This is a genomic window from Paraburkholderia sp. AV2, from assembly GCF_054968425.1.
In genome coordinates this window covers 170,596-191,192 of the sequence record NZ_JBANLK010000002.1, presented here as the reverse complement: position 1 = coordinate 191,192, position 20,597 = coordinate 170,596, and the positions used below count along the sequence as shown (strand labels likewise).

Annotated in this window: 23 protein-coding genes; 8 read left to right on the top strand and 15 right to left on the bottom strand. The window is 64.6% G+C overall.

Annotated features, from left to right (window positions below):
* The first annotated feature begins 37 nt into the window (after positions 1 to 37).
* On the top strand, positions 38 to 844 hold the full coding sequence (locus V8683_RS02655; RefSeq protein WP_411189282.1) for an SDR family oxidoreductase: 807 nt from the start codon (positions 38 to 40) through the stop codon (positions 842 to 844).
* Between the two features lie 52 nt (positions 845 to 896).
* Here the strand turns inward: V8683_RS02655 and V8683_RS02650 are convergent, their stop codons facing one another.
* From V8683_RS02650 to V8683_RS02615, 8 genes are all read right to left on the bottom strand, one after another.
* Positions 897 to 1,907 (bottom strand): inorganic phosphate transporter, encoded by a 1,011-nt coding sequence (locus tag V8683_RS02650; RefSeq protein WP_027797229.1) that lies wholly within the window; start codon positions 1,905 to 1,907, stop codon positions 897 to 899.
* Between the two features lie 10 nt (positions 1,908 to 1,917).
* On the bottom strand, positions 1,918 to 2,544 hold the full coding sequence (locus V8683_RS02645) for a DUF47 domain-containing protein (RefSeq protein WP_411189281.1): 627 nt from the start codon (positions 2,542 to 2,544) through the stop codon (positions 1,918 to 1,920).
* Positions 2,545 to 2,735: 191 nt separating this feature from the next.
* Positions 2,736 to 4,121, bottom strand: a complete 1,386-nt coding sequence (locus tag V8683_RS02640) for a replicative DNA helicase (RefSeq protein ID WP_411189280.1) — start codon at positions 4,119 to 4,121, stop codon at positions 2,736 to 2,738.
* Positions 4,122 to 4,277: 156 nt separating this feature from the next.
* On the bottom strand, positions 4,278 to 4,730 hold the full coding sequence (rplI, locus tag V8683_RS02635) for a 50S ribosomal protein L9 (protein WP_411189279.1): 453 nt from the start codon (positions 4,728 to 4,730) through the stop codon (positions 4,278 to 4,280).
* A 27-nt stretch (positions 4,731 to 4,757) separates the two neighbouring features.
* Positions 4,758 to 5,033, bottom strand: a complete 276-nt coding sequence (gene rpsR / locus V8683_RS02630; protein WP_027797225.1) for a 30S ribosomal protein S18 — start codon at positions 5,031 to 5,033, stop codon at positions 4,758 to 4,760.
* Between the two features lie 2 nt (positions 5,034 to 5,035).
* A complete protein-coding gene (gene priB, locus V8683_RS02625; RefSeq protein WP_411189278.1) occupies positions 5,036 to 5,335 on the bottom strand; it encodes a primosomal replication protein N in 300 nt (99 codons plus the stop codon).
* 55 nt (positions 5,336 to 5,390) lie between these two features.
* Positions 5,391 to 5,762 carry a 30S ribosomal protein S6 gene (gene rpsF, locus V8683_RS02620; protein WP_411189277.1) on the bottom strand — a complete coding sequence of 124 codons (372 nt, stop codon included), beginning with the start codon at positions 5,760 to 5,762 and terminating at the stop codon, positions 5,391 to 5,393.
* Positions 5,763 to 5,967: 205 nt separating this feature from the next.
* Positions 5,968 to 6,882, bottom strand: a complete 915-nt coding sequence (locus V8683_RS02615; RefSeq protein WP_411189276.1) for a substrate binding domain-containing protein — start codon at positions 6,880 to 6,882, stop codon at positions 5,968 to 5,970.
* Positions 6,883 to 7,065: 183 nt separating this feature from the next.
* Between V8683_RS02615 and gcl the strand changes: the two genes are divergently transcribed.
* The 4 genes from gcl to lysM all read left to right on the top strand — a co-directional run bounded on the left by gcl (position 7,066) and on the right by lysM (position 11,653).
* Positions 7,066 to 8,850, top strand: coding sequence for a glyoxylate carboligase (gene gcl / locus V8683_RS02610; protein ID WP_411189275.1), 1,785 nt, complete (start codon positions 7,066 to 7,068; stop codon positions 8,848 to 8,850).
* Between the two features lie 86 nt (positions 8,851 to 8,936).
* Positions 8,937 to 9,734: a hydroxypyruvate isomerase gene (gene hyi, locus V8683_RS02605; RefSeq protein ID WP_411189274.1), complete on the top strand. Its 798-nt coding sequence runs from the start codon at positions 8,937 to 8,939 to the stop codon at positions 9,732 to 9,734.
* Positions 9,735 to 9,807: 73 nt separating this feature from the next.
* Positions 9,808 to 10,716 carry a 2-hydroxy-3-oxopropionate reductase gene (locus V8683_RS02600; RefSeq protein WP_411189273.1) on the top strand — a complete coding sequence of 303 codons (909 nt, stop codon included), beginning with the start codon at positions 9,808 to 9,810 and terminating at the stop codon, positions 10,714 to 10,716.
* Positions 10,717 to 11,152: 436 nt separating this feature from the next.
* Positions 11,153 to 11,653, top strand: coding sequence for a peptidoglycan-binding protein LysM (lysM, locus tag V8683_RS02595; RefSeq protein WP_411189272.1), 501 nt, complete (start codon positions 11,153 to 11,155; stop codon positions 11,651 to 11,653).
* A 115-nt stretch (positions 11,654 to 11,768) separates the two neighbouring features.
* Here the strand turns inward: lysM and V8683_RS02590 are convergent, their stop codons facing one another.
* The 6 genes from V8683_RS02590 to V8683_RS02565 form a co-directional block, all read right to left on the bottom strand.
* Positions 11,769 to 12,806: an asparaginase gene (locus V8683_RS02590; protein WP_411189271.1), complete on the bottom strand. Its 1,038-nt coding sequence runs from the start codon at positions 12,804 to 12,806 to the stop codon at positions 11,769 to 11,771.
* A gap of 76 nt (positions 12,807 to 12,882) precedes the next feature.
* Entirely contained in the window at positions 12,883 to 13,809 is a 927-nt protein-coding gene (locus V8683_RS02585) for a CysB family HTH-type transcriptional regulator (protein ID WP_411189270.1), read from the bottom strand.
* 49 nt (positions 13,810 to 13,858) lie between these two features.
* The gene (locus V8683_RS02580) at positions 13,859 to 14,923 is read right to left on the bottom strand and encodes a sulfate/molybdate ABC transporter ATP-binding protein (protein ID WP_411189269.1); all 1,065 of its coding nucleotides are present in this window, start codon (positions 14,921 to 14,923) and stop codon (positions 13,859 to 13,861) included.
* A 3-nt stretch (positions 14,924 to 14,926) separates the two neighbouring features.
* Complete coding sequence (cysW, locus tag V8683_RS02575) at positions 14,927 to 15,907, bottom strand: sulfate ABC transporter permease subunit CysW (protein ID WP_411189268.1); 981 nt, start codon at positions 15,905 to 15,907, stop codon at positions 14,927 to 14,929.
* Positions 15,904 to 16,803, bottom strand: a complete 900-nt coding sequence (cysT, locus tag V8683_RS02570; RefSeq protein WP_411189267.1) for a sulfate ABC transporter permease subunit CysT — start codon at positions 16,801 to 16,803, stop codon at positions 15,904 to 15,906. The genes cysW and cysT overlap by 4 nt, the downstream gene beginning before the upstream one ends.
* A 110-nt stretch (positions 16,804 to 16,913) precedes the next feature.
* Positions 16,914 to 17,969, bottom strand: coding sequence for a sulfate ABC transporter substrate-binding protein (locus V8683_RS02565; protein WP_411189266.1), 1,056 nt, complete (start codon positions 17,967 to 17,969; stop codon positions 16,914 to 16,916).
* Between the two features lie 271 nt (positions 17,970 to 18,240).
* On the opposite strand from V8683_RS02565, the gene lexA reads away from it, so the two are divergent.
* From lexA to V8683_RS02550, 3 genes are all read left to right on the top strand, one after another.
* A complete protein-coding gene (gene lexA, locus V8683_RS02560; RefSeq protein WP_411189265.1) occupies positions 18,241 to 18,891 on the top strand; it encodes a transcriptional repressor LexA in 651 nt (216 codons plus the stop codon).
* A gap of 27 nt (positions 18,892 to 18,918) precedes the next feature.
* Positions 18,919 to 19,302 (top strand): hypothetical protein, encoded by a 384-nt coding sequence (locus V8683_RS02555; RefSeq protein ID WP_411189264.1) that lies wholly within the window; start codon positions 18,919 to 18,921, stop codon positions 19,300 to 19,302.
* A gap of 106 nt (positions 19,303 to 19,408) precedes the next feature.
* A complete protein-coding gene (locus V8683_RS02550) occupies positions 19,409 to 20,068 on the top strand; it encodes a DUF2939 domain-containing protein (RefSeq protein ID WP_411190525.1) in 660 nt (219 codons plus the stop codon).
* Positions 20,069 to 20,107: 39 nt separating this feature from the next.
* Here the strand turns inward: V8683_RS02550 and V8683_RS02545 are convergent, their stop codons facing one another.
* Positions 20,108 to 20,581: a universal stress protein gene (locus tag V8683_RS02545; protein ID WP_411189263.1), complete on the bottom strand. Its 474-nt coding sequence runs from the start codon at positions 20,579 to 20,581 to the stop codon at positions 20,108 to 20,110.
* Positions 20,582 to 20,597: the final 16 nt, after the last annotated feature.

Sequence of the window (20,597 nt, the reverse complement as noted above, 5' to 3'; positions counted from 1 at the left end):
TTGATACCCCTTTCGTAGCGAGGCAAGCGAGGCAGCGATGGATCTCGGACTCAACAACAAGGTGGTTCTGATCACCGGCGGCAGCAAAGGTATCGGCCTCGCCTGCGCCCGGGCGTTTGCGAGAGAAGGTGCGCGGGTTGCCATCGTCTCGCGCGATCCCGCCAATCTGGCCCGCGCGCGCGAACAACTGGCCAGCGAGGGACTGCATGTGCACCTCACGCGCGCTGACCTGCACGAACCGCACAGCGCCGCGGATGTGGTCGAAGACGTCTCGACGAGCGTCGGCCCGATCGACGTGCTCGTCAACAGCGCGGGCGCCGCCCGCCGCTACGATCCCGAGACGCTCGACGCCGAAGCTTTCAAGGCGACCATGGAAGCCAAGTACTTCCCGTACATCTACCCGCAGCAAGAGGTGCTGCGCCGCATGGTGGAGCGTGTGAAAACCGGCGCGGCCGCCGAGCCCGGCACGATCGTCAACATCATCGGCATGGGCGGCAAGTACGCGAGCGACATCCATATCGCGGGGGGCGCCGCCAATGCGGCGCTGATGCTCGCCACCGTGGGGCTCGCTCACTATCATGCGCGCTACGGCATTCGCATCAACGCAATCAATCCCGGCGCGACGCTCACGGAGCGCCTGCAGGAAGCGTTGATCCTGGAAGCAGGACGGGAAGGAATCGACAAAGATGCGGCGCTCGCGCGCGGCGAGGCCAAGGTGCCGCTCGGGCGATATGCGAAACCCGAGGAAATTGCGGATGTGGCGCTCTTCCTGGCAAGCCGCCGGGCGAGCTATGTGACAGGAGCGCTCATCCCGATGGACGGCGCCTCGGCACCAATTCTCTGAGGTATCCGCGAAAAGCTGCCCGGCGCGGCCTGCCGCCGCGCCGGGCATTGCGTCACATCAGGCGGTGACCCAGCCACCAGCCCGCTGCCGCGAGCGCGGCGGAGGCCGGAATCGTAAGCACCCAGGCCCAGACGATATTGCCGGCCACGCCCCAGCGCACGGCGGAGAGCTTTTGCGTCGCTCCCACGCCGACAATCGCGCCGGTGATGGTATGCGTGGTCGAAACCGGGATACCGAGCCAGGACGCGGTGAAGAGCGTGATCGCCCCGCCCGTCTCGGCGCAGAAACCACCGACCGGCTTGAGCTTGGTGATCTTCTGCCCCATCGTCCGCACGATCCGCCAGCCGCCGAACAACGTGCCGATCCCCATCGACAGATAACAGCCGCCCACCACCCAGATCGGCGGCGCGGCGGCCGTGGCCGAAGCGTAGCCCGTGGCGATCAGCAGCATCCAGATGATGCCGATGGTCTTCTGCGCGTCGTTGCCGCCGTGGCCGAGGCTGTAGAAGCTCGCGGAGATCAGTTGCAGCCGGCGAAAGCGCCGGTCCACCTTGCTCGGCGGCGTGCGGAAATACAGCCACGACACGAGCAGCATGAAGAACGAGCCGAGGATGAAGCCCAGCAGCGGCGAGATGAAGATGAACGCGACGGTCTTCATGAGGCCGTCGAAGTTGAGCGAGTGCCAGCCCGATTTGGCGAGCGCCGCGCCCACGAGTCCGCCGATCAGCGCGTGCGACGAACTCGACGGAATGCCGTAATACCAAGTCAGCACGTTCCAGCCGATCGCCCCCACGAGCGCGCCGAACACGACGTAGTGGTCGACGATATCGGGATCGATGGTGCCCTTGCCCACCGTTTGCGCCACCTTCAGGTGGAACACGAAATAGGCGATGACGTTGAACATGGCCGCGAACGCCACCGCCTGCTGCGGCTTGAGGACGCCCGTCGACACGACCGTGGCGATCGAGTTCGCCGCGTCGTGAAAGCCGTTCATGAAGTCGAAAATCAGCGAGATGGCGACGAGCGACGCGACCACCCAGATGGCGAGTTGTATCGATTGCATCGCGGCGGGCTCAGGCGTTTTCCAGCACGATGCCTTCGATGATGTTCGCGACATCCTCGCACTTGTCGGTGATCGTCTCGAGCAATTCGTAGATTGCTTTCAGCTTGATCAGCGTCTTGACGTTATCTTCCTCGCGGAAGAGCTTGGAGATCGCGGAGCGCAGCAGGCGGTCCGCGTCCGATTCCAGCCGGTCGATGTCTTCGCAGGCCTTCAGGATCTCGCGCGCCTGCTTCATGTCCGAGAGCAGCCCCACGGCGGTCTGGACGCGCTGGGCCGTCATCGTGCAGATATGCGCGAGTTGACTCGCTTCAGCCGTCACCGCCTGTACGTCGTACAACGAAATGGCCGTGGCGACGTCTTCCATCAGGTCGAGCGCGTCGTCCATCGTCGAAATCAGCTTGTGGATCTCGTCGCGGTCCAGCGGCGTAATGAAGGTCTTGTGCAGCAGGTCGATCGCTTCGTGCGTGAGCTTGTCGGCGGCCTTCTCGGCCGTCTGGACGTTCTGCTTGTGCACTTCGGCGTCGGCCAGGTTGTCGATCAGGAGCTCCAGCTCCTGGCTCGCGGAAACCATGCACTTTGCATGAGCGTTGAAAATTTCGAAGAACTTGCCCTCGGTGGGCATGAATCGACCGAACATTGGAATCCTGGAAATGGGTCTCGGTTTGCCGTCATAAAACGGCAAAATAGCCGTCAAATATCCGTCATAAGGCGGCAACATTGTAGCGTCAGGTGCACTGAGACGCACTTGTCGCCGGACACGGAAGCGGCATTTGCACCACGCCGGCGCCCGATGCCGCCCGCGGCGTCTTGACAGGGAGGGTAACGGCGTCAGTCGCCGCCGTAGAAGCTCTGCGCTCCGGCGAAGTTGTCGAACTTCGTGTATTGACCATGAAACGTGAGGCGAACGGGTCCGATCGGACCGTTACGCTGCTTGCCGATGATGACTTCGGCCGTGCCCTTGTCCGGGCTGTCGGGGTTGTAGACTTCGTCGCGGTAGATGAACAGGATCACGTCCGCGTCCTGTTCGATGGCGCCCGATTCGCGCAGGTCCGACATCACGGGACGCTTGTTCGGCCGCTGCTCCAGCCCGCGATTGAGCTGCGAAAGCGCGATCACCGGCACGTCCAGTTCCTTGGCGAGGCTCTTGAGCGAACGCGAGATTTCGGAAATTTCGGTGGCGCGGTTCTCACCCGTCGAAGAACCGCTCATCAGTTGCAGGTAATCGATGATGATGAGGCCCAGCTTGCCGCACTGCCGCGAAAGACGCCGCGCACGCGAGCGCAGTTCCATCGGGTTCAGGCCGCCCGTCTCGTCGATGAAGATCTGCGCCTCGCTCATTTTCTGCACGGCGTGCGTGAGCTTCGGCCAGTCCTCGTCGGTGAGCCGGCCCGTGCGCATGCGGTGCTGATCGAGGCGCCCGACTGAACCGAGCATGCGCATGATGAGCTGCGTGCCCGGCATTTCCATCGAAAACACCGCGACCGGCAGGCCGTATTCCACGGCCACGTATTCGCCGATATTCATCGAGAGCGCCGTCTTGCCCATCGAAGGACGCCCCGCCACGATGATCAGTTCGCCGCCGTGCATGCCGGAGGTCATGCGGTCGAGGTCCACGAAGCCTGTCGGCGTGCCGGTCACGTCGCTCGGATTGGCGGTGTGGTACAGCGTGTCGATGCGCTCCACGACCTGCGTGAGCAGCGGTCCGATTTCGAGGAAGCCCTGGGTGCCGCGCGCGCCGTCCTCGGCAATCGAGAACACCTTCGCCTCGGCCTCGTCGAGAAGCTGCCGCACTTCCTTGCCCTGCGGATTGAACGCATCCGCCGAAATTTCGTCGGCGACCGAGACGAGGCGCCGCAGCACGGCGCGGTCGCGCACGATCTCGGCATAGCGGCGGATGTTCGCCGCGCTCGGCGTGTTCTGCGCGAGTGCGTTCAGGTACGCGAGGCCGCCCACCTCTTCGGCCTTGCCGGAGGTGCCGAGCGCCTCGTACACCGTCACCACGTCCGCGGGCCGCGTGGACGAGATCAGCCGGCCGATATGCTCGAAGATGATCCGATGATCGTAACGGTAGAAGTCGCTTTGCGAGAGGAAGTCGGCAATCCGGTCCCAAGCGCTGTTGTCCAGCAACAGGCCGCCGAGCACCGATTGTTCGGCCTCGATCGAATGCGGAGGGACTTTCAGCGACTCGAGCTGGGGATCTTTGGGCGCGTTCATGGAGGGCAATTATCGGACAAGCCGGCTACCTGGAACAAGCTGGAAAGCGAGAAACGCCACGAGGCGTTCGGGCAACAAAAAAAGGCAGAAGCCGTGGGGCTCCTGCCTCTTTCGAACAACGAAGGTCGAGCGGCCCTGACGGGTCGCTCGTATGCCTTAGGCGTGCTCGCCCAGCACCGACACCGTGACGTCGACGAGGACGTCGGTGTGCAGCGAGACTTGCACCGGGTGGTCGCCCACCATCTTCAGCGGGCCTTCCGGCAGACGCACTTGCGCCTTTTCCACTGCGAAGCCTTGCTTCGTGAGCGTTTCGGCGATGTCGGCGTTCGTGACCGAACCGAACAGACGGCCGTCCACGCCAGCCTTCTGGCCGATCTGGACGGTCAGGCCGTTCAGCTTCTCGCCTTCTGCCTGAGCGGCGGCCAGCTTCTCGGCGGCGGCCTTTTCGAGTTCGGCGCGGCGAACTTCGAATTCGGCGATTGCGTCCTTCGTGGCGCGGCGCGCCTTCTTGTTCGGGATCAGGAAGTTACGTGCGTAACCGTCCTTCACCTTGACGATGTCGCCGAGGTTGCCCAGGTTGACGACTTTTTCCAGAAGAATGATCTGCATTCTATTGCTCCTTATCGCGTCGTCTTGTTAGGCCTTGTGCTGGTCGGTGTACGGCATCAGCGCGAGGAAACGCGCGCGCTTGATAGCCGTGTCCAGCTGACGCTGATAGTGGGCCTTCGTACCCGTCAGGCGTGCCGGCGTGATCTTGCCGTTTTCGCCGATGAAGTCCTTCAGCGTGTCGAGATCCTTGTAGTCGATCTGTTCGACGTTGGCTGCCGTGAAGCGGCAGAACTTCTTGCGCTTGAAGAGCGGGTTTTGCTGTTGACGACGCTTGTCGAATTTCTTACCAGTCGGGCGGGGCATGATTAGTCCTTTCCTGTACCTTGCATTTCGGTGATGTGAAACACCAGGGTTCGCGCGTTGCGGTGCTTTTTAGCCAGGAAGCCGGTGAAGAGCGCCTCGACGCCCATCTCGCAACCTTCCAGCTTGCCGCATGCCTCGCCGGCGGCCACCGCGTCCATCGTCAGTTCCACGAGGCGGGCAATGCCAGCCTCGACGACTTCGGTGCGGTGGTGCAACGTGCAGCTTGCGATCGGAACGCCGGCGGGGGTGTACCGCACCGGTTCGCGTTCGACGACGCTGGCCGTGAGTTGCAGCCTGTTCACGTGGCTGATTTACGCAACTGTTAGCAACTGAGCTGAATCCTGATGGCTTGTATCTTTAAGCCTGCGCGTCGGCCGGCTGGGCAGCCGCCTTCTTGGCTTCTTCGCGCTGCACTTCCTTCATCATCGGCGACGGGCCGGTTTCGGCCTTCTTCATCTTGACGATGAGGTGGCGCAGAACGGCGTCGTTGAACTTGAACGCGTGTTCGAGTTCGTCGAGCGTGGTCTGGTCGCATTCGATGTTCATGCAGACGTAGTGAGCCTTCGCGAGTTTCTCGATCATGTAGGCCAGTTGGCGACGGCCCCAGTCTTCGATACGGTGGATCTGGCCACCGTGCGACGTGATCGTGCTCTTGTAGCGCTCGATCATGGCGGGCACTTGCTCGCTTTGATCGGGATGCACGATGAAGACGATTTCGTAATGACGCATGTATCACTCCTTATGCTTACTTGTGGATATAAGCCACCCGGGCGTCGGAACCGGTGCGGCAAGTGAGAAGCCGAAGATTGTAGCGCGAGTGACACGCACGCGCAACTGAAATCGTGATCCAGCACGCTGATTCGGGCGTATTTTCAATGACTTGCGCGGCCCGCAGGCCCTGGAACGCATCCGGCCCCGCATCGGTCCATGCCAGTCAGCCCGCCTCGCCGCTCCAGTACCCCGGCCGCGCATAGACTTCTTTCAGGTAGTCGATGAAATAGCGCACCCTGGCCGGCACGTAACGCTGTTGCGGATACACGGCGAGGATGTCGTAGTCGGGCAACGCATACTCGTCGAGCACCGTTTCGAGTTCGCCGCGCGCCAACTGGGCGTCGATCTCCCAGGTGGACCGCCAGCCGAGCCCCAGGCTCTCGGTCGCCCAGCGATGCAGCAGTTCGCCGTCGTTGCAGTCGAGCGTGCCGCCCACGCGCACCGTCACGAGCTTTCCATTGCGCCGGAAGTACCAGCCGCGGTTCTGGCCGCCCTGCAGGTTGAACGCGAGGCAGTTGTGATTCGGCAGATCTTCCAGCGTCTTCGGCCTGCCGTGCTTGCGGAAGTACTCGGGCGTACCGCACACCACGCGCCGGTTCGAAGCAAGCTTCACCGCGACGAAGTTCGGGTCGACCGCGCCGCCGATGCGGATCGACAGATCGTAACCCTCGCGCACGAGATCGACCACGCGGTCGGTCAGGTTGAAGGAGACCTGGAGTTCGGGTTTGTCGGCGAGAAACGGCGGCGCGAGCGGCGCAACGTGCTTGCGCCCGAAAGCCGCCGGCGCCGAAACGATCAAATGGCCGTTCACGACACGCCGTCCGGCGGAAAGCTCGTTCTCCGCCTGCTCCCACTCGGCAAGCAGGCCCCGGCAACGCTCGAGAAAGGCGCCGCCTTCCTCGCTCACCACGAGCCGCCGCGTGGAACGGTACATCAGCTTTACGCCCAGGCGCTTTTCCAGCGCGTCGATGCGCCGCCCGAGGACCACGGGCGAAACGCCCTCCTCCAGGGCCGCCGCCGCAAGGCTGCCCGCCTCGGCAACGCGCACGAAGGTTTCGATCTGCTTGAAGCGGTCCATTTTGTGTCTCCTGAATGCCGCGCAATACCGCCTGGGGGCCGCCAAGGGCCGTCGCGACAGCATTCAATACTTTTAGTTTCGAAATAAGCGACCCAGACGGATCTTATCAAACCTTTCCGGCGGCTCTACAGTCGCCTCAACCACCTGGTTACTTGTGCAATTTGCGACATTCAGGAGACATTCATGGCCAAGATGAGAGCCGTCGACGCAGCCGTGCTGGTGCTCGAAAAAGAAGGGATCGACACCGCTTTCGGCGTGCCAGGCGCCGCCATCAACCCGTTCTATTCGGCGATGAAGAAGGCCGGCGGCATCACGCACGTGCTGGCGCGCCACGTCGAGGGCGCCTCGCACATGGCAGAAGGCTACACGCGGGCCGAGCCGGGCAACATCGGCGTGTGCATCGGCACATCGGGCCCCGCGGGCACCGACATGATCACGGGCCTCTACTCGGCTTCCGCCGACTCGATTCCGATCCTCGCGATCACGGGTCAGGCGCCGCGCGCCCGTCTCTACAAGGAAGACTTCCAGGCCGTCGATATCGAGTCGATCGCCAAGCCCGTCACCAAGTGGGCCGTGACCGTGCGCGAGCCGGCGCTCGTGCCGCGCGTGTTCCAGCAGGCGTTCCACCTGATGCGCTCGGGCCGTCCGGGTCCGGTGCTGGTCGACCTGCCGATCGACGTGCAGCTCGCCGAAATCGAATTCGACATCGACACTTACGAGCCGCTGCCGGTCTACAAGCCGAAGGCAACGCGCAAGCAGATCGAAGCGGCGCTCACGCTGCTCAACGCCAGCGAGAAGCCGCTGATCGTCTCGGGCGGCGGCGTGCTGAACGCGGCAGCCGAAGATCTGCTCGTCAAGTTCGCCGAAACGGTGGGCGTGCCGGTGATCCCGACGCTCATGTCGTGGGGCGCCATTCCCGACGATCATCCGCTGATGGCCGGCATGGTCGGCCTGCAAACGTCGCACCGCTACGGCAACGCGACGATGCTCGCCTCGGACTTCGTGCTCGGCATCGGCAACCGCTGGGCGAATCGCCACACGGGCAGCGTCGAGGTCTACACGAAGGGCCGCAAGTTCGTGCACGTCGACATCGAGCCCACGCAGATCGGCCGCGTGTTCGGCCCGGACCTCGGCATCGTGTCCGACGCCAAGGCCGCGCTGGAGCTCTTCAACGAAGTCGCGCAGGAATGGAAGGCCGCGGGCAAGCTGAAGGACCGCAAGGCGTGGGTGGCCGAGTGCCAGGAGCGCAAGCGCACGATGCTGCGCAAGACGCACTTCGACAACGCGCCGATCAAGCCGCAGCGCGTCTACGAAGAGATGAACAAGGTATTCGGCCGCGATACCTGCTACGTGAGCACGATCGGCCTCTCGCAGATCGCGGGCGCCCAGTTCCTGCACGTCTACAAGGCGCGCAACTGGATCAACTGCGGCCAGGCAGGCCCGCTCGGCTGGACGATTCCGGCTGCGCTCGGCGTGCGTGCCGCCGATCCGGCCCGTCCGATCGTTGCGCTCTCGGGCGACTACGATTTCCAGTTCATGGTCGAAGAACTGGCCGTGGGCGCGCAGTTCAAGCTGCCGTATGTCCACGTGGTCGTGAACAACTCGTATCTGGGTCTGATCCGCCAGGCGCAGCGCGCGTTCGACATGGACTTCTGCGTGCAGCTCGCGTTCGAGAACATCAACGCGCCGGAAGTGAACGGCTACGGCGTGGATCACGTGACGGTGGCCGAAGGCCTCGGCTGCAAGGCGCTGCGCGTGTTCAAGCCGGAAGAGATCGAGCCGGCGCTGAAGCAGGCACAAGCCCTGGCCGCCGAGCACAGCGTGCCGGTGGTGGTCGAGGTGATCCTCGAGCGCGTGACCAACATTTCGATGGGCGCCGAAATCGACGCGGTCAACGAGTTCGAAGATCTGGCCGACAAGCCGGAGCACGCGCCGACGGCCATCAGCGCCCTGAACGCACTCGACTGAGCTTCACCCGCGCAGGCCGCGCGTGCCGAACTGGCGCGCGGCCTGCCCCGACTTCTTTACTGACCGACCAGCGAGACCCAAGCATCATGCCGAAATTCGCAGCCAACCTGACCATGCTGTTCAACGAAGTTCCGTTCTTCGACCGCTTCGCCGCGGCCGCGAGCGCGGGCTTCGACGCCGTGGAATTCTTGTTCCCGTATCCGTACCAGGCCAACGAACTGGCCGAGCGCCTCGAAGCGAACAAGCTCAAGCTCGTGCTGCACAACCTGCCGGCCGGCAACTGGGAAGCGGGCGAGCGCGGCATTGCCTGCCTGCCCGACCGTAAGGGCGAGTTCCAGGAAGGCGTGGGCCGCGCGATCGAATACGCGAAGGCGCTGAAGGTGCCGCAACTGAACTGCCTCGTCGGCATTCCGACGGCGGGCGTTTCGCGCGATACGGCGCTCGCGACGATCGTGGAGAACCTCGCGTTCGCTGCCGCCGCGCTCAAGCGCGAAGGCATTCGCCTGCTCGTCGAGCCGTGCAACTCATACGACATTCCGGGCTTCGCGCTGAACCGTTCGGCCGAGGCGCTCGACGTAATCGGGAAGACCGGCTCGGACAACGTCTTCCTGCAGTACGACATCTATCACATGCAGCGCATGGAAGGCGAACTCGCGGCGACGATCAGGAAGCATTTCGCGAAGATCGCCCACATCCAGCTTGCCGACAACCCGGGCCGCAACGAGCCGGGCACGGGCGAAATTCACTACCCGTTCCTGTTCGACCTGCTCGATACCCTCGGCTACGCAGGCTACATCGGCTGCGAGTACAAGCCGCGCACGACGACCGTGGAAGGCCTCGGCTGGCTGCGCAGCGCCCGGCAGCGCTCGGCCGCGCACGCTTGAGCACAGCGCAAACGCACCCGCGGCGCACCACGAAGCGGTAACGAACTGAATAGATTTAACGGAGAAACCCAAGATGGCAAAGATTGGTTTTATCGGCCTCGGCATCATGGGCGCGCACATGGCGCGCAACCTTTTGAAGGCTGGTCACACGCTCGCCGTGAACGGCAAATATCCGGTGCCGGACGACCTGCGCACGCAGACCACCGTCGTCGCCGACTCGACCGCCGTGGCCCAGGCCGCCGACATCGTCATCCTGATGGTGCCCGACACGCCTGACGTCGCGAACGTCCTCTTCGCCGACGACGGCGTGGCCAAGGGCCTCACCGCCGGCAAGCTCGTGATCGACATGAGCTCGATCTCGCCGCTGGAAACGCAACAGTTCGCGAAGCAGATCAACGCGCTCGGCTGCGACTACCTCGACGCGCCGGTCTCTGGCGGCGAAGTCGGCGCACGCGAAGCGACGCTCTCGATCATGGTCGGCGGCCCGCAAAAGTCGTTCGACCTCGCGCTGCCGCTGTTCCAGTTGATGGGCAAGAACATCTCGCTCGTCGGCGACAACGGTGCGGGTCAGACCACCAAGGTCGCGAACCAGATCATTGTCGCGCTGAACATCGAGGCTGTGGCAGAAGCCCTGCTCTTCGCGGCACGCTCGGGCGCCGATCCGGAGCGCGTGCGCCGTGCGCTGATGGGCGGCTTCGCTTCGTCGCGCATTCTCGAAGTGCATGGCGAGCGCATGACGAAGCGCACGTTCAATCCGGGCTTTCGCATCGAGCTGCACCAGAAGGATCTGAACCTCGCCCTCGACGGCGCGCGCAAGCTGGGCATCGCGCTGCCGCACACGGCGAGCGCGCAGCAACTCTTCAGCGTGTGCGCGGCGAACGGCGGCAAGGCGTGGGACCACTCGGCGATGATTCGCGCGCTGGAAATCATGGCGAACTTCGAGATCGCCGAAGGCGAAGGCTCCAAGGCGAAGGCTGCCTGAGAGGACTCGTCGGGAAGGCTGCCTGAAGCAGGCAGTTTGATTGGGGCCGGCGCGCGAGTCGCGACGGCCGATCGTGGGGCGCTCCGCGGCGGCGGCAACCGTCGCGGGGCAAATCGGGGCCGCTCTGGGCTGAGGGCGGCCAGTGGGGTCCGCAGCGGCGCCCGGTGACGGCGGGGAAGCCTTGGTCGGTCAGACGTCGTCATCGGGTGTCCGCCTGTCGGATTGTCCTCAACCGCAATAGCCATCGCGTTTCATCCGGCACGATTCCGTGCCGCCACAGCTCTGTGGCGCTTCACACTCCTTGACGCTCCCCTGATAGACCGCGTCCGCCCCCTCGCCCTATGATCGCGCCTTTCATCGGCCTGTCATTCGGCCGGCGCAAGGTGATCGCGACGCGCGATCGACCAGTCAACCCAGCACGTAAGGAGTGTGATCGATGGGCATCATCAACTTCATCAAGGAAGCCGGCGAAAAGCTCTTTGGGGCCGCCACGCCGGAAGCCGCCGCTGCGCAACCCGAAGCCGCACCCGCGGCTAATCTCGCCGAGCTGAACCAGAAGGCGGGCGACGCCGTCGCCGCCTATATCCGCTCGCAGGGCCTCGCCGCCGACAACCTCGGCGTGACCTACGACGGCGCGACGCACGCCGTCACGGTAACGGGCAACGCCGCCGACCAGGCGACGAAGGAAAAGATTCTCGTGGCCGCGGGCAACGTGCAGAACGTGGACAAGGTGGACGACCAGATGACGGTGACGAACCCGGCGCCGGCCGCGGAACATCACACGGTTGTCGCTGGCGACAACCTGTGGAAGATCGCCGAGAAGTATTACGGCAATGGCGCGAAGAACGACGTGATCTTCCAGGCGAACACGCCGATGCTCAAGAGCCCGGACAAGATCTATCCGGGCCAGGTGCTGGTGATTCCGGCACAGCAATAAGCCGCCCGATAAAGCGTGGGATAACCGCGCGTCGAAGCTGAAGCGCCACGCTCTCTGCGTGGCGCTTTGCATTTCCGCGCACCGCGTTCGCGGTCAATGCCCGTCTTCGCTGGTCTTAGTAGGTATCGAAGACCCGCTGCAATGCTCCCCGGTCGACCGCGCCTTGGGCGAGCGCAAGCGCGAGCAGCACGCGCGCCTTGTAGGGATTGAGCGAGCCCGCCGAAACGAAGCCGAGCGCGTCGTCGCTCGCGGCGCCGTTATGCATCACGTGGCCCGAGCCCACGCGCGAGGCGCGCGCGACGGCCACGCCTTTCGCGGCGGCCTCCGACAGTGCCTGTTGCAGCGTAACGTGAATCGAGCCATTACCCGTGCCGGCCACGACGATGCCGCGCACACCCGCCGCCACGAGCGCATCGACCGCAATGCGCGAAACGCCCGCATAGCTCGTCACGACCTCGACGTGCGGCCACGCCTCGACGGCCGAAAATGGCGTAGCGACGGTGTGCGGACGCAGCGCGCCGCGCTGGAACTCCACGCGCCCGTCCTGCACCCAGCCCAGCGCGCCGATCTCGGGCGACTGGAACGCATCAACTGCATAGGTGCTGATCTTGACGACGTCGCGCGCGCAATGAATGCGGTTGTTGAACGCGACGAGCACGCCCTGCCCCGCCGCTGCGCCGCTTGCCGCGAGCGTGACCGCGTTGAGCAGGTTGAGCGGGCCGTCGGCCGAAAGCGCCGAAGCTGGACGCATGGCCGCCGTCAGCACGACGGGCTTCGTGCTCTTCACGGCGAGATGCAGCAGGTAAGCCGTTTCTTCGAGCGTATCGGTGCCGTGCGTGATGACGACGCCATCGACGTCGTTGGCCGCGAGCAGCCTGTTCACGCGCTGGGCGAGCGTGGTCCAGAGCGCGAGCGGCATGTCCTTGCTGTCGATGCTCGCGACCTGCTCAGCCGCGATCTGCGCGACGGCATCGAGACCCGGCACGGCGGCCAGCAGTTGCGCGACGCCGATCACGCCGGCCTGATAGCCGGAGGTGTTGGCCGCATCGGGCGCGGCGCCCGCGATGGTGCCGCCGGTGGCAAGGACGGCAATGCGCGGCAGCGGCTTCGAGGCCGCCGCCGGGGAAGAGGATGGGGTCAGTGGAGTATTCATGGCGGCGATTTTAAGCGATCCGCCGCCGCGCGCCACCTGGCCGGAAGGCCAACGCCCACCGGCCGTGCAACCGGCGTCAACCCACCTCGCGCAACTGGGCCGCGATCTGCTGCTCGTTGAGATGCGGCGCGAACATCTCGATCAGCCGGTACGCGTATTGACGCAGGAACGCGCCTTTGCGCAGACCCACGCGCGTCGTGCTGGCCTCGAAGAGGTTTTGCGTATCGAGCGCGACGAGTTCCGTATCGCGCTTCGGGTCGTAGGCCATCGCCGCCACCACGCCCACCCCCATACCCAGCTCGACATAGGTCTTGATGACGTCCGCGTCGATGGCGGTGAGCACAACGTCGGGCACGGCGCCCACTTTCGCGAACGCCTGGTCGATATGCGAGCGGCCCGTGAAGTCCTGGTCGTAGGTGATGATCGGATACTCGGCGATCTCTTCCAGCGTCAGGTTCTCGCGCCCCACGAGCGGATGGTCCTTCGGCACGACGACCACGTGATGCCACGAATAGCACGGGAACGTCACGATATCCGGGTAGCGGTCGAGCGCTTCGGTCGAGATGCCGATGTCGGCCTCGCCGTTGATGATCGACTGCGCGATCTGCTGCGGATTGCCCTGGCGCAGCGCGAGATGCACTTTCGGAAACACCTCGCGGAACTGATGCACGACCTTTGGCAGTGCGTAGCGCGCCTGCGTGTGGGTCGTCGCGACGACGAGGTGACCGCTGTCCTGGTCGGCGAACTGGCGCGCGACGCGGCGCAGGTTCTCGGCATCGAGCAGCATGCGCTCGATGAGCTGATGCACGGCCTTGCCCGGCTCGGTCAGGCCCGTCAAGCGCTTGCCGCGGCGGATGAAAATATCGACGCCGAGTTCGTCCTCGAGGTCCTTGATCTGCTTCGACACACCCGACTGCGACGTGTACAGCACGTTCGCCACTTCGGTCAGGTTCATGTTCTGGCGCACCGCTTCGCGCACGAATCGCAACTGCTGAAAATTCATCTCTCGTCTCCGGAAACACCGAAGTAATCAGGTTGATTTGATGTAAGTATCACGCCGCCTGCGCCGCGAACACGCGCAGCCCGCGCGGCACCGCGGTAACGTTGTCGCCCACCGAAAGGGAAAGCATGCGCCATGCCTCGCGGTCGAGCTCGGCTTCGAGCGCACTGCCCGCGCCGCTTTCGAGTTCCACGCGCACCGAGCCGCCCACCGGCACCACGCGGCGCACATCGACGACGATGCCCTCGTGATGATCCGCCTGCCGCGGATACAGCGCGAGATCGTGCGGCCGCACGTAGGCAAGCGCGCGGCCCTCGAAACTGGCCTGCACGGCGATCGGCTGCGCCGCGCCGTCGGCCACGAACCCCCGCGCGTCGACATAACCCGAAAGCCGGTTCGCCGCGCCGAGGAACTCGTAGACGAACGCCGTCTGCGGGCGATCGTAGACGTCCTGCGGGCTGCCCACCTGTTCGACGCGGCCGCGATTGAGCACGACGATGCGGTCGGCCACTTCGAGCGCCTCTTCCTGGTCGTGCGTGACGAAGATCGTGGAGATGTGCAGGTCGTCGTGCAGGCGCCGCAGCCAGCCGCGCAGCTCCTTGCGGACCTTGGCGTCGAGTGCGCCAAACGGCTCGTCGAGCAGCAGCACTTTCGGCTCGACGGCAAGCGCCCGCGCAAGCGCGATGCGTTGACGCTGGCCACCCGAAAGCTCGGAGGGATAGCGCTGCGCGAGCCAGTCGAGTTGCACGAGGCTCAGCAACTCATGCACCTTCTGGCGAATCGCGGCTTCGGCAGGACGCTCGCCGCGCGGCTTCACACGCAGCCCGAACGCCACGTTCTCGAATACCGTCATGTGCCTGAACAGCGCGTAGTGCTGGAACACGAAGCCCACCTGGCGCTCGCGCGCGCCCACCGCGCCCACGTCCTGCCCTTGCAGCACGACCTGCCCCGCATCGGCATATTCGAGGCCGGCGATCACGCGCAACAACGTGGTCTTGCCGCAGCCGGACGGCCCGAGCAGCGCAACGAGCTCGCCCGGAGGAAAGTCGAGCGAGACGTCGTCGAGCGCGGCGAAATCGCCGAAGTGCTTTTGCAGATTACGAACGGTGATACCCATGTTTTACAGATCTCCGTGTTCAAACGCGTGCCGGGCAACGCCGGCGCGTACGGCGTCCTGCGTGCCGGGTTGTAGAGGGACGCCGCCGGCCAGGACGGCCGCCTGCGCCGGCACCGCGCTCTCGTCCCTGAGTTCGGCAGAAAGATGACGCTCCGCGAGCAACTTCAGGCCCAGCGTCACCAGCGCGAGCAGCGCAAGCAGCGACGCCACCGCGAACGCCGCGGCGAAGTTGTATTCGTTGTAGAGGATCTCGACGTGCAGCGGCATCGTGTCGGTCTGCCCGCGGATGTGCCCCGAGACCACCGACACCGCGCCGAACTCGCCCATCGCGCGCGCATTGCAGAGGATCACGCCGTACAGCAGGCCCCAGCGGATGTTGGGCAGCGTCACGCGCCGGAACATCTGCCAGCCCGAAGCGCCGAGCACGCGCGCGGCCTCCTCCTCGTCGTTGCCCTGCGCCTGCATCAGCGGGATCAGTTCGCGCGCAACGAACGGGAACGTCACGAAGATCGTCGCGAGCACGATGCCTGGCACAGCGAAGATGATCTGCACGTCATGGTCTTCGAGCCAGGGGCCGAGCCAGCCCTGCGCGCCGAACAGCAGTACGTAAATGAGGCCCGAGATCACAGGCGAAACCGAGAACGGCAGATCGATCAGCGTCGTGAGGAGCGCCTTGCCGCGAAATTCGAACTTTGCGATCGCCCACGAGGCCGCGAGGCCGAACGCGAGATTCAGCGGCACGGCAATCGCGGCGGTAAGGAGCGTAAGCTTGATCGCCGAGACCGCGTCTGGATCGGCAAGCGATTCGAAGTAGAAACCAATGCCCTTCGACAAGGCCTGACTGAACACCGCAACGAGCGGCACCACGAGAAAGAGCGTGAGAAAGGCGAGCGCGATACCGGTGAGGAGCCAGCGCACCCAGGGCGCCTCCGTCACCGGATCGGGCCGGCGCTGCGCACGCGTTGAGGGTACGGGCGTGCTCATTGCGCACCTCCTGTGACGACGACGCGCGCGAGCTCACCAGTCCCTGGGCCCGCCGACACACCGCGGCTCGTGCACCGCTGCAGATACCACTGCAGCGTATTGACGAAAAGCAGCATGACGAACGAGACGCACAGCATCACGACGGCGAGCGCAGTAGCGCCTGCATAGTCGTACTGTTCGAGCTTCGTGATGATCAGAAGCGATGTGATTTCGGACTTCATCGGCACGTTGCCGGCGATGAAGATGACCGAGCCGTACTCGCCCAGCGCACGCGCGAACGCCAGCGCGAATCCCGTCAGCAGCGCGGGAAGCGCGGCGGGCAGCACGACGCGGCGAAACGTGAGCCAACGCGAGGCACCGAGGCAGGCGGCGGCCTCTTCCTGTTCGCGCTCGAAATCCTCCAGCACGGGCTGCACGGTGCGCACGACGAACGGCAGGCCGATGAACGTCAACGCCACGAGCACGCCGAGCGGCGTGAACGCGACCTTGAGGCCGAGCGGCTCGAGAAATTGCCCGATCCAGCCATTGCCCGCATAGACGGCCGCGAGCGAAATGCCCGCCACGGAGGTGGGCAGTGCAAACGGCAGATCGACGAGCGCATCGACGATGCGCTTGAACGGAAATGGATAGCGCACGAGCACCCACGCGAGCAAAAAACCGAACACCGCGTTGATGAGCGCCCCACCCAGCGCCGAGAGGAACGTGAGCCGGTACGACGCGATCACGCGCGGCGACGCCACGGCGCGCACGAACTGCCCCCAGTCGAGCGTCGCGGTCTTGAGGAAAGTGGACGCAAGCGGGATCAGCACCACGAGACTCAGGTAAGCCACCGTAATGCCGAGCGTAAGGCCGAATCCCGGCAGCGCACTCGGCTTGCGTAATCGAAACGTCGTCATGCTCGTGGCTCTTTCAGATTGCTGCGGCGCCATGCGCCAAAAAGCGCGCCTTCGAGGCGTGCTCGTCGATGACCGCAAAATGCGGCCGCGGCGTTTGCATCACGGCCACATCACTGCGGCGCGTAGATCGAATCGAACACGCCGCCGTCCGCGAAATGGGTCTTCTGCGCATTCGCCCAGCCGCCGAAGGTGTCTTCGACCGTGTACAGCTTCAGCTTCGGAAACTTCGCCGTGAGATTCGCCGGCACCTTGTCCGAACGCGGGCGGTAGAAGTTCTTCGCCGCAATTTCCTGGCCCTCCTCCGAATAGAGGAACTGCAGATAGGCCTCGGCCACCTTGCGCGTGCCGTGCTTGTCCACCACCTTGTCGACCACGGCAACGGGCGGCTCGGCCAGAATGCTTGCCGACGGCACCACGATCTCGAACTTGTCGGGCCCGAACTCCTTGAGCGAAAGAAACGCTTCGTTCTCCCATGCAATCAGCACATCGCCAATGCCGCGCTGCACGAAGCTCGTCGTCGCGCCGCGCGCGCCCGAGTCGAGCACGCCCGCATTCTTGTAGAGCTTCGTGACGAACGCCTTCGCCGTCGCCTCATTGCCGCCCGGCTGGTGCAGCGCATACGCCCAGGCGGCGAGATAGTTCCATCGCGCGCCGCCCGAAGTCTTCGGATTCGGCGTAACAATCGAAACACCCGGCTTCACGAGGTCGCCCCAGTCCTTGATGTGCCTGGGATTGCCCTTGCGCACGAGGAACACGATGGTGGAGGTATACGGCGAGGCGTTGTCGGGCAGGCGCTTTTGCCAGTCGGCGGCGACGAGGCCCTTCTTCGCAAGGGCGTCGATGTCGTAAGCGAGCGCGAGCGTGACGACGTCGGCCTGCAGCCCGTCGAGCACCGAGCGCGCCTGCGCGCCGGAGCCGCCGTGCGACTGCCTGATCGTGACCGTCTCGCCGGTCTTCGCCTTCCATTCCTTGATGAAGGCGCTATTGATGTCCTGGTAGAGCTCGCGTGTCGGGTCGTAGGAAACGTTCAGGAGCGAAGTCTCCGCGTGGGCAACCGGCATCAGCATAGCCATGCCGACCAGCGGCACCGCACCGATCAGGAGTCTTGCAGCCAGCGTCCTGAACCAGCCATTTTTTCCCGCGTTCCCCGTATTCCCACTACGCATCCGCTTTCTCCGTGTTGTCGTGCGTGATTGCAGCTAACGATGCAGCGGAGTCTAACAATTTGCTTAAATGAGTAAAAATGATGTTTTCTTATTCTTTCATATCCAATTGTGCTAAGGAAAGCTGACCGGACCTCATAACGCTGCTGTCGTCCTGGCAGATGCGGGATTTGCACGTTCCGGCGCCGGCCGAACGAAGAACTTCAAGTAACACTTGAAAAGCGTCGAATACTGTATAAAAATACAGTCACCTGTCTATCCATACAGTGGCGCCATGACCAAACTCACCGCACGACAGCAGCAGGTTTTCGATCTGATCCGGCGCGCGATCGAGCGCACGGGCTTCCCGCCCACCCGCGCCGAAATCGCGGCCGAACTCGGCTTCAGCTCCGCGAACTCCGCCGAGGAGCATCTGCGCGCGCTGGCGCGCAAGGGCGTGATCGAACTGGCCGCCGGCGCGTCGCGCGGTATCCGTCTCATGCCGGGTCCGGACGACCTCCCGCACCAGTTCACGCTGCCGCACGCCAGCATCATGCAGCTTTCGCTGCCGCTCGTCGGCCGCGTGGCAGCCGGCAGCCCGATCCTCGCGCAGGAGCACATCTCGCAGCACTACGCGTGCGACCCCGCGCTCTTCTCGAGCAAGCCCGACTACCTCCTGAAGGTGCGCGGCCTGTCGATGCGCGACGCCGGCATCCTCGACGGCGACCTGCTCGCGGTGCAAAAGAAAAGCGAAGCGAAAGACGGCCAGATCATCGTGGCGCGCCTTGGCGACGACGTCACCGTCAAACGCCTGAAGCGCCGGCCGAACGGCCTCGAACTGATTGCCGAAAACCCCGACTACGAGAACATCTTCGTCGAGGCCAGCAGCGCCGAATTTGCGCTGGAAGGCATCGCAGTCGGGCTGATCCGCCCCACCGAATTCTGATAATCCGAACACTGTCTGGAGGGAGTTATGGAACGTCTTGCCCGTCTGCTGCCCTTTCGTCAATTTGGCCGCCTGCGCCATCTGCGCGGCCTCGCCGACTGCGCCGCGCGCAATGCGCGCGCAACGGCCGCCGCCTTGTCCGGTTCGCTCTTCGAGGCAGCGGATTATGAGTCCGCCGCCGGTGCGGCCGCGACTCCGGTCGACCTTCCATCGTTGCCATCCGCACAGCCCGCATTCGCGCGCGTTTCGCTCAACAGCGGCCTGAATCACGCCGAGCCGGATCGCCGCGCGCCGGTGCGCGTCTATCACGGCCCCTCGCGGCTGATCATGGTGGGAACCATGGATGCGGTGTGCCGCATGATCGACCGCTGCATCGCCGAACAGGCCGACCCGGCGGCGCTCGCCCGGTAACACAGGGCGCGTGAAGGCGGTGGGGGAAGGTCCGGCAAGAAGCTTCGGGATCGTTTCGGCGCCGGCGCGGTCAACAGGACGTGTCCCATCACTCCCGACCTGAATGATGACCGAATCCGCTTCGAACAAACGCTGGATCAAACCCGTCGCCGTCGTGCTCGTCGCGCTGGCGCTCGTCGCCGCGCTGGGCTACGGCTATGCGTCGCCCTATGTCGCGCTGGATCGGCTGAAGGCCGCCGCCGATGCGCGCGATGCGGCCACGCTCAGCGAATATGTCGACTACCCGGCTTTGCGCGCGAGTTTGAAGCAGCAGGTTGGCAAACTGCTTCAGCGGCGCATCGCGGCGCAGCACAGCAGTAACCCGTTGCTGCTGTTCGGCGCCGTGATTGGCGCGGCCCTCATCGGCCCGCTCGTGGACGCGTATGCGACACCGGACGGCGTCGCCGCGCTGCTCAATGGCATGCCGCCCACCGGAAAGCCGGGCGAGCAGCCGCCCCAGGCAGGCAATCCCGCTGCGGCACCGGCTCCTGCGCCCGCCAATCCGCCCGCCCCGACGCCTCCGGCCGCCCCGGCTGAAAACGCGCAGCCGGCGCCACGGCCTCAGACCACGGCCGGCTACCGCAGCCTCGATGAATTCGTCGTGACCTGGCAGCGCAGCGCGAGCGGCGAGCGTTACGCCGCCGTCCTGCAACGCCATGGCCTGTTTTCGTGGAAGCTCGCGGCGGTCGAATTGAACGACCCGGCCGATACGAACAGCGACCAATAGCGGCGAATCGCACCGCTATTGGCGGCACTCAGGCGGCACTCAAGCCGCCTCCTGCGCCTGCTGCTTTTGCTCCGCAGCCGAAGAACACGCTACGAGGATGCTGCACGACACGCGGTCGAGCAGCAGCGTATTGCCCGCCCCCATCCACCAGCGCGAGAGACCGGTGCGGCAGCGGTGCCCCACCACCACCAGATCGACGTGCAGTTCGTTGGCCAGATTCGCGATCTCGTCGATAGGATGGCCGAAGGCGAAGTGACCCTGCGCATGCACGCCGCGCTCGGTCAGCCACTCCACACCCTCCTGAAGAATCTCGCGCGCCGTCTCTTCGAAGCGGCCGCAGGCCACGTCGGTCAGGAGGCCGGCGCTCTGCGCGATCGTCGAACGCATGTCGACCACCGAAAGCAGATGCGTTTCCGCCCGCAGGTCCAGCGCAAGATCCGCGCCGCAGCGCAGTGCCTTGCGGCCTTCGCGCGAGCCGTCGTAACAAAGCAGAATCTTTTTGTAGCTCGCCATGATGTTTCTCCCCCGC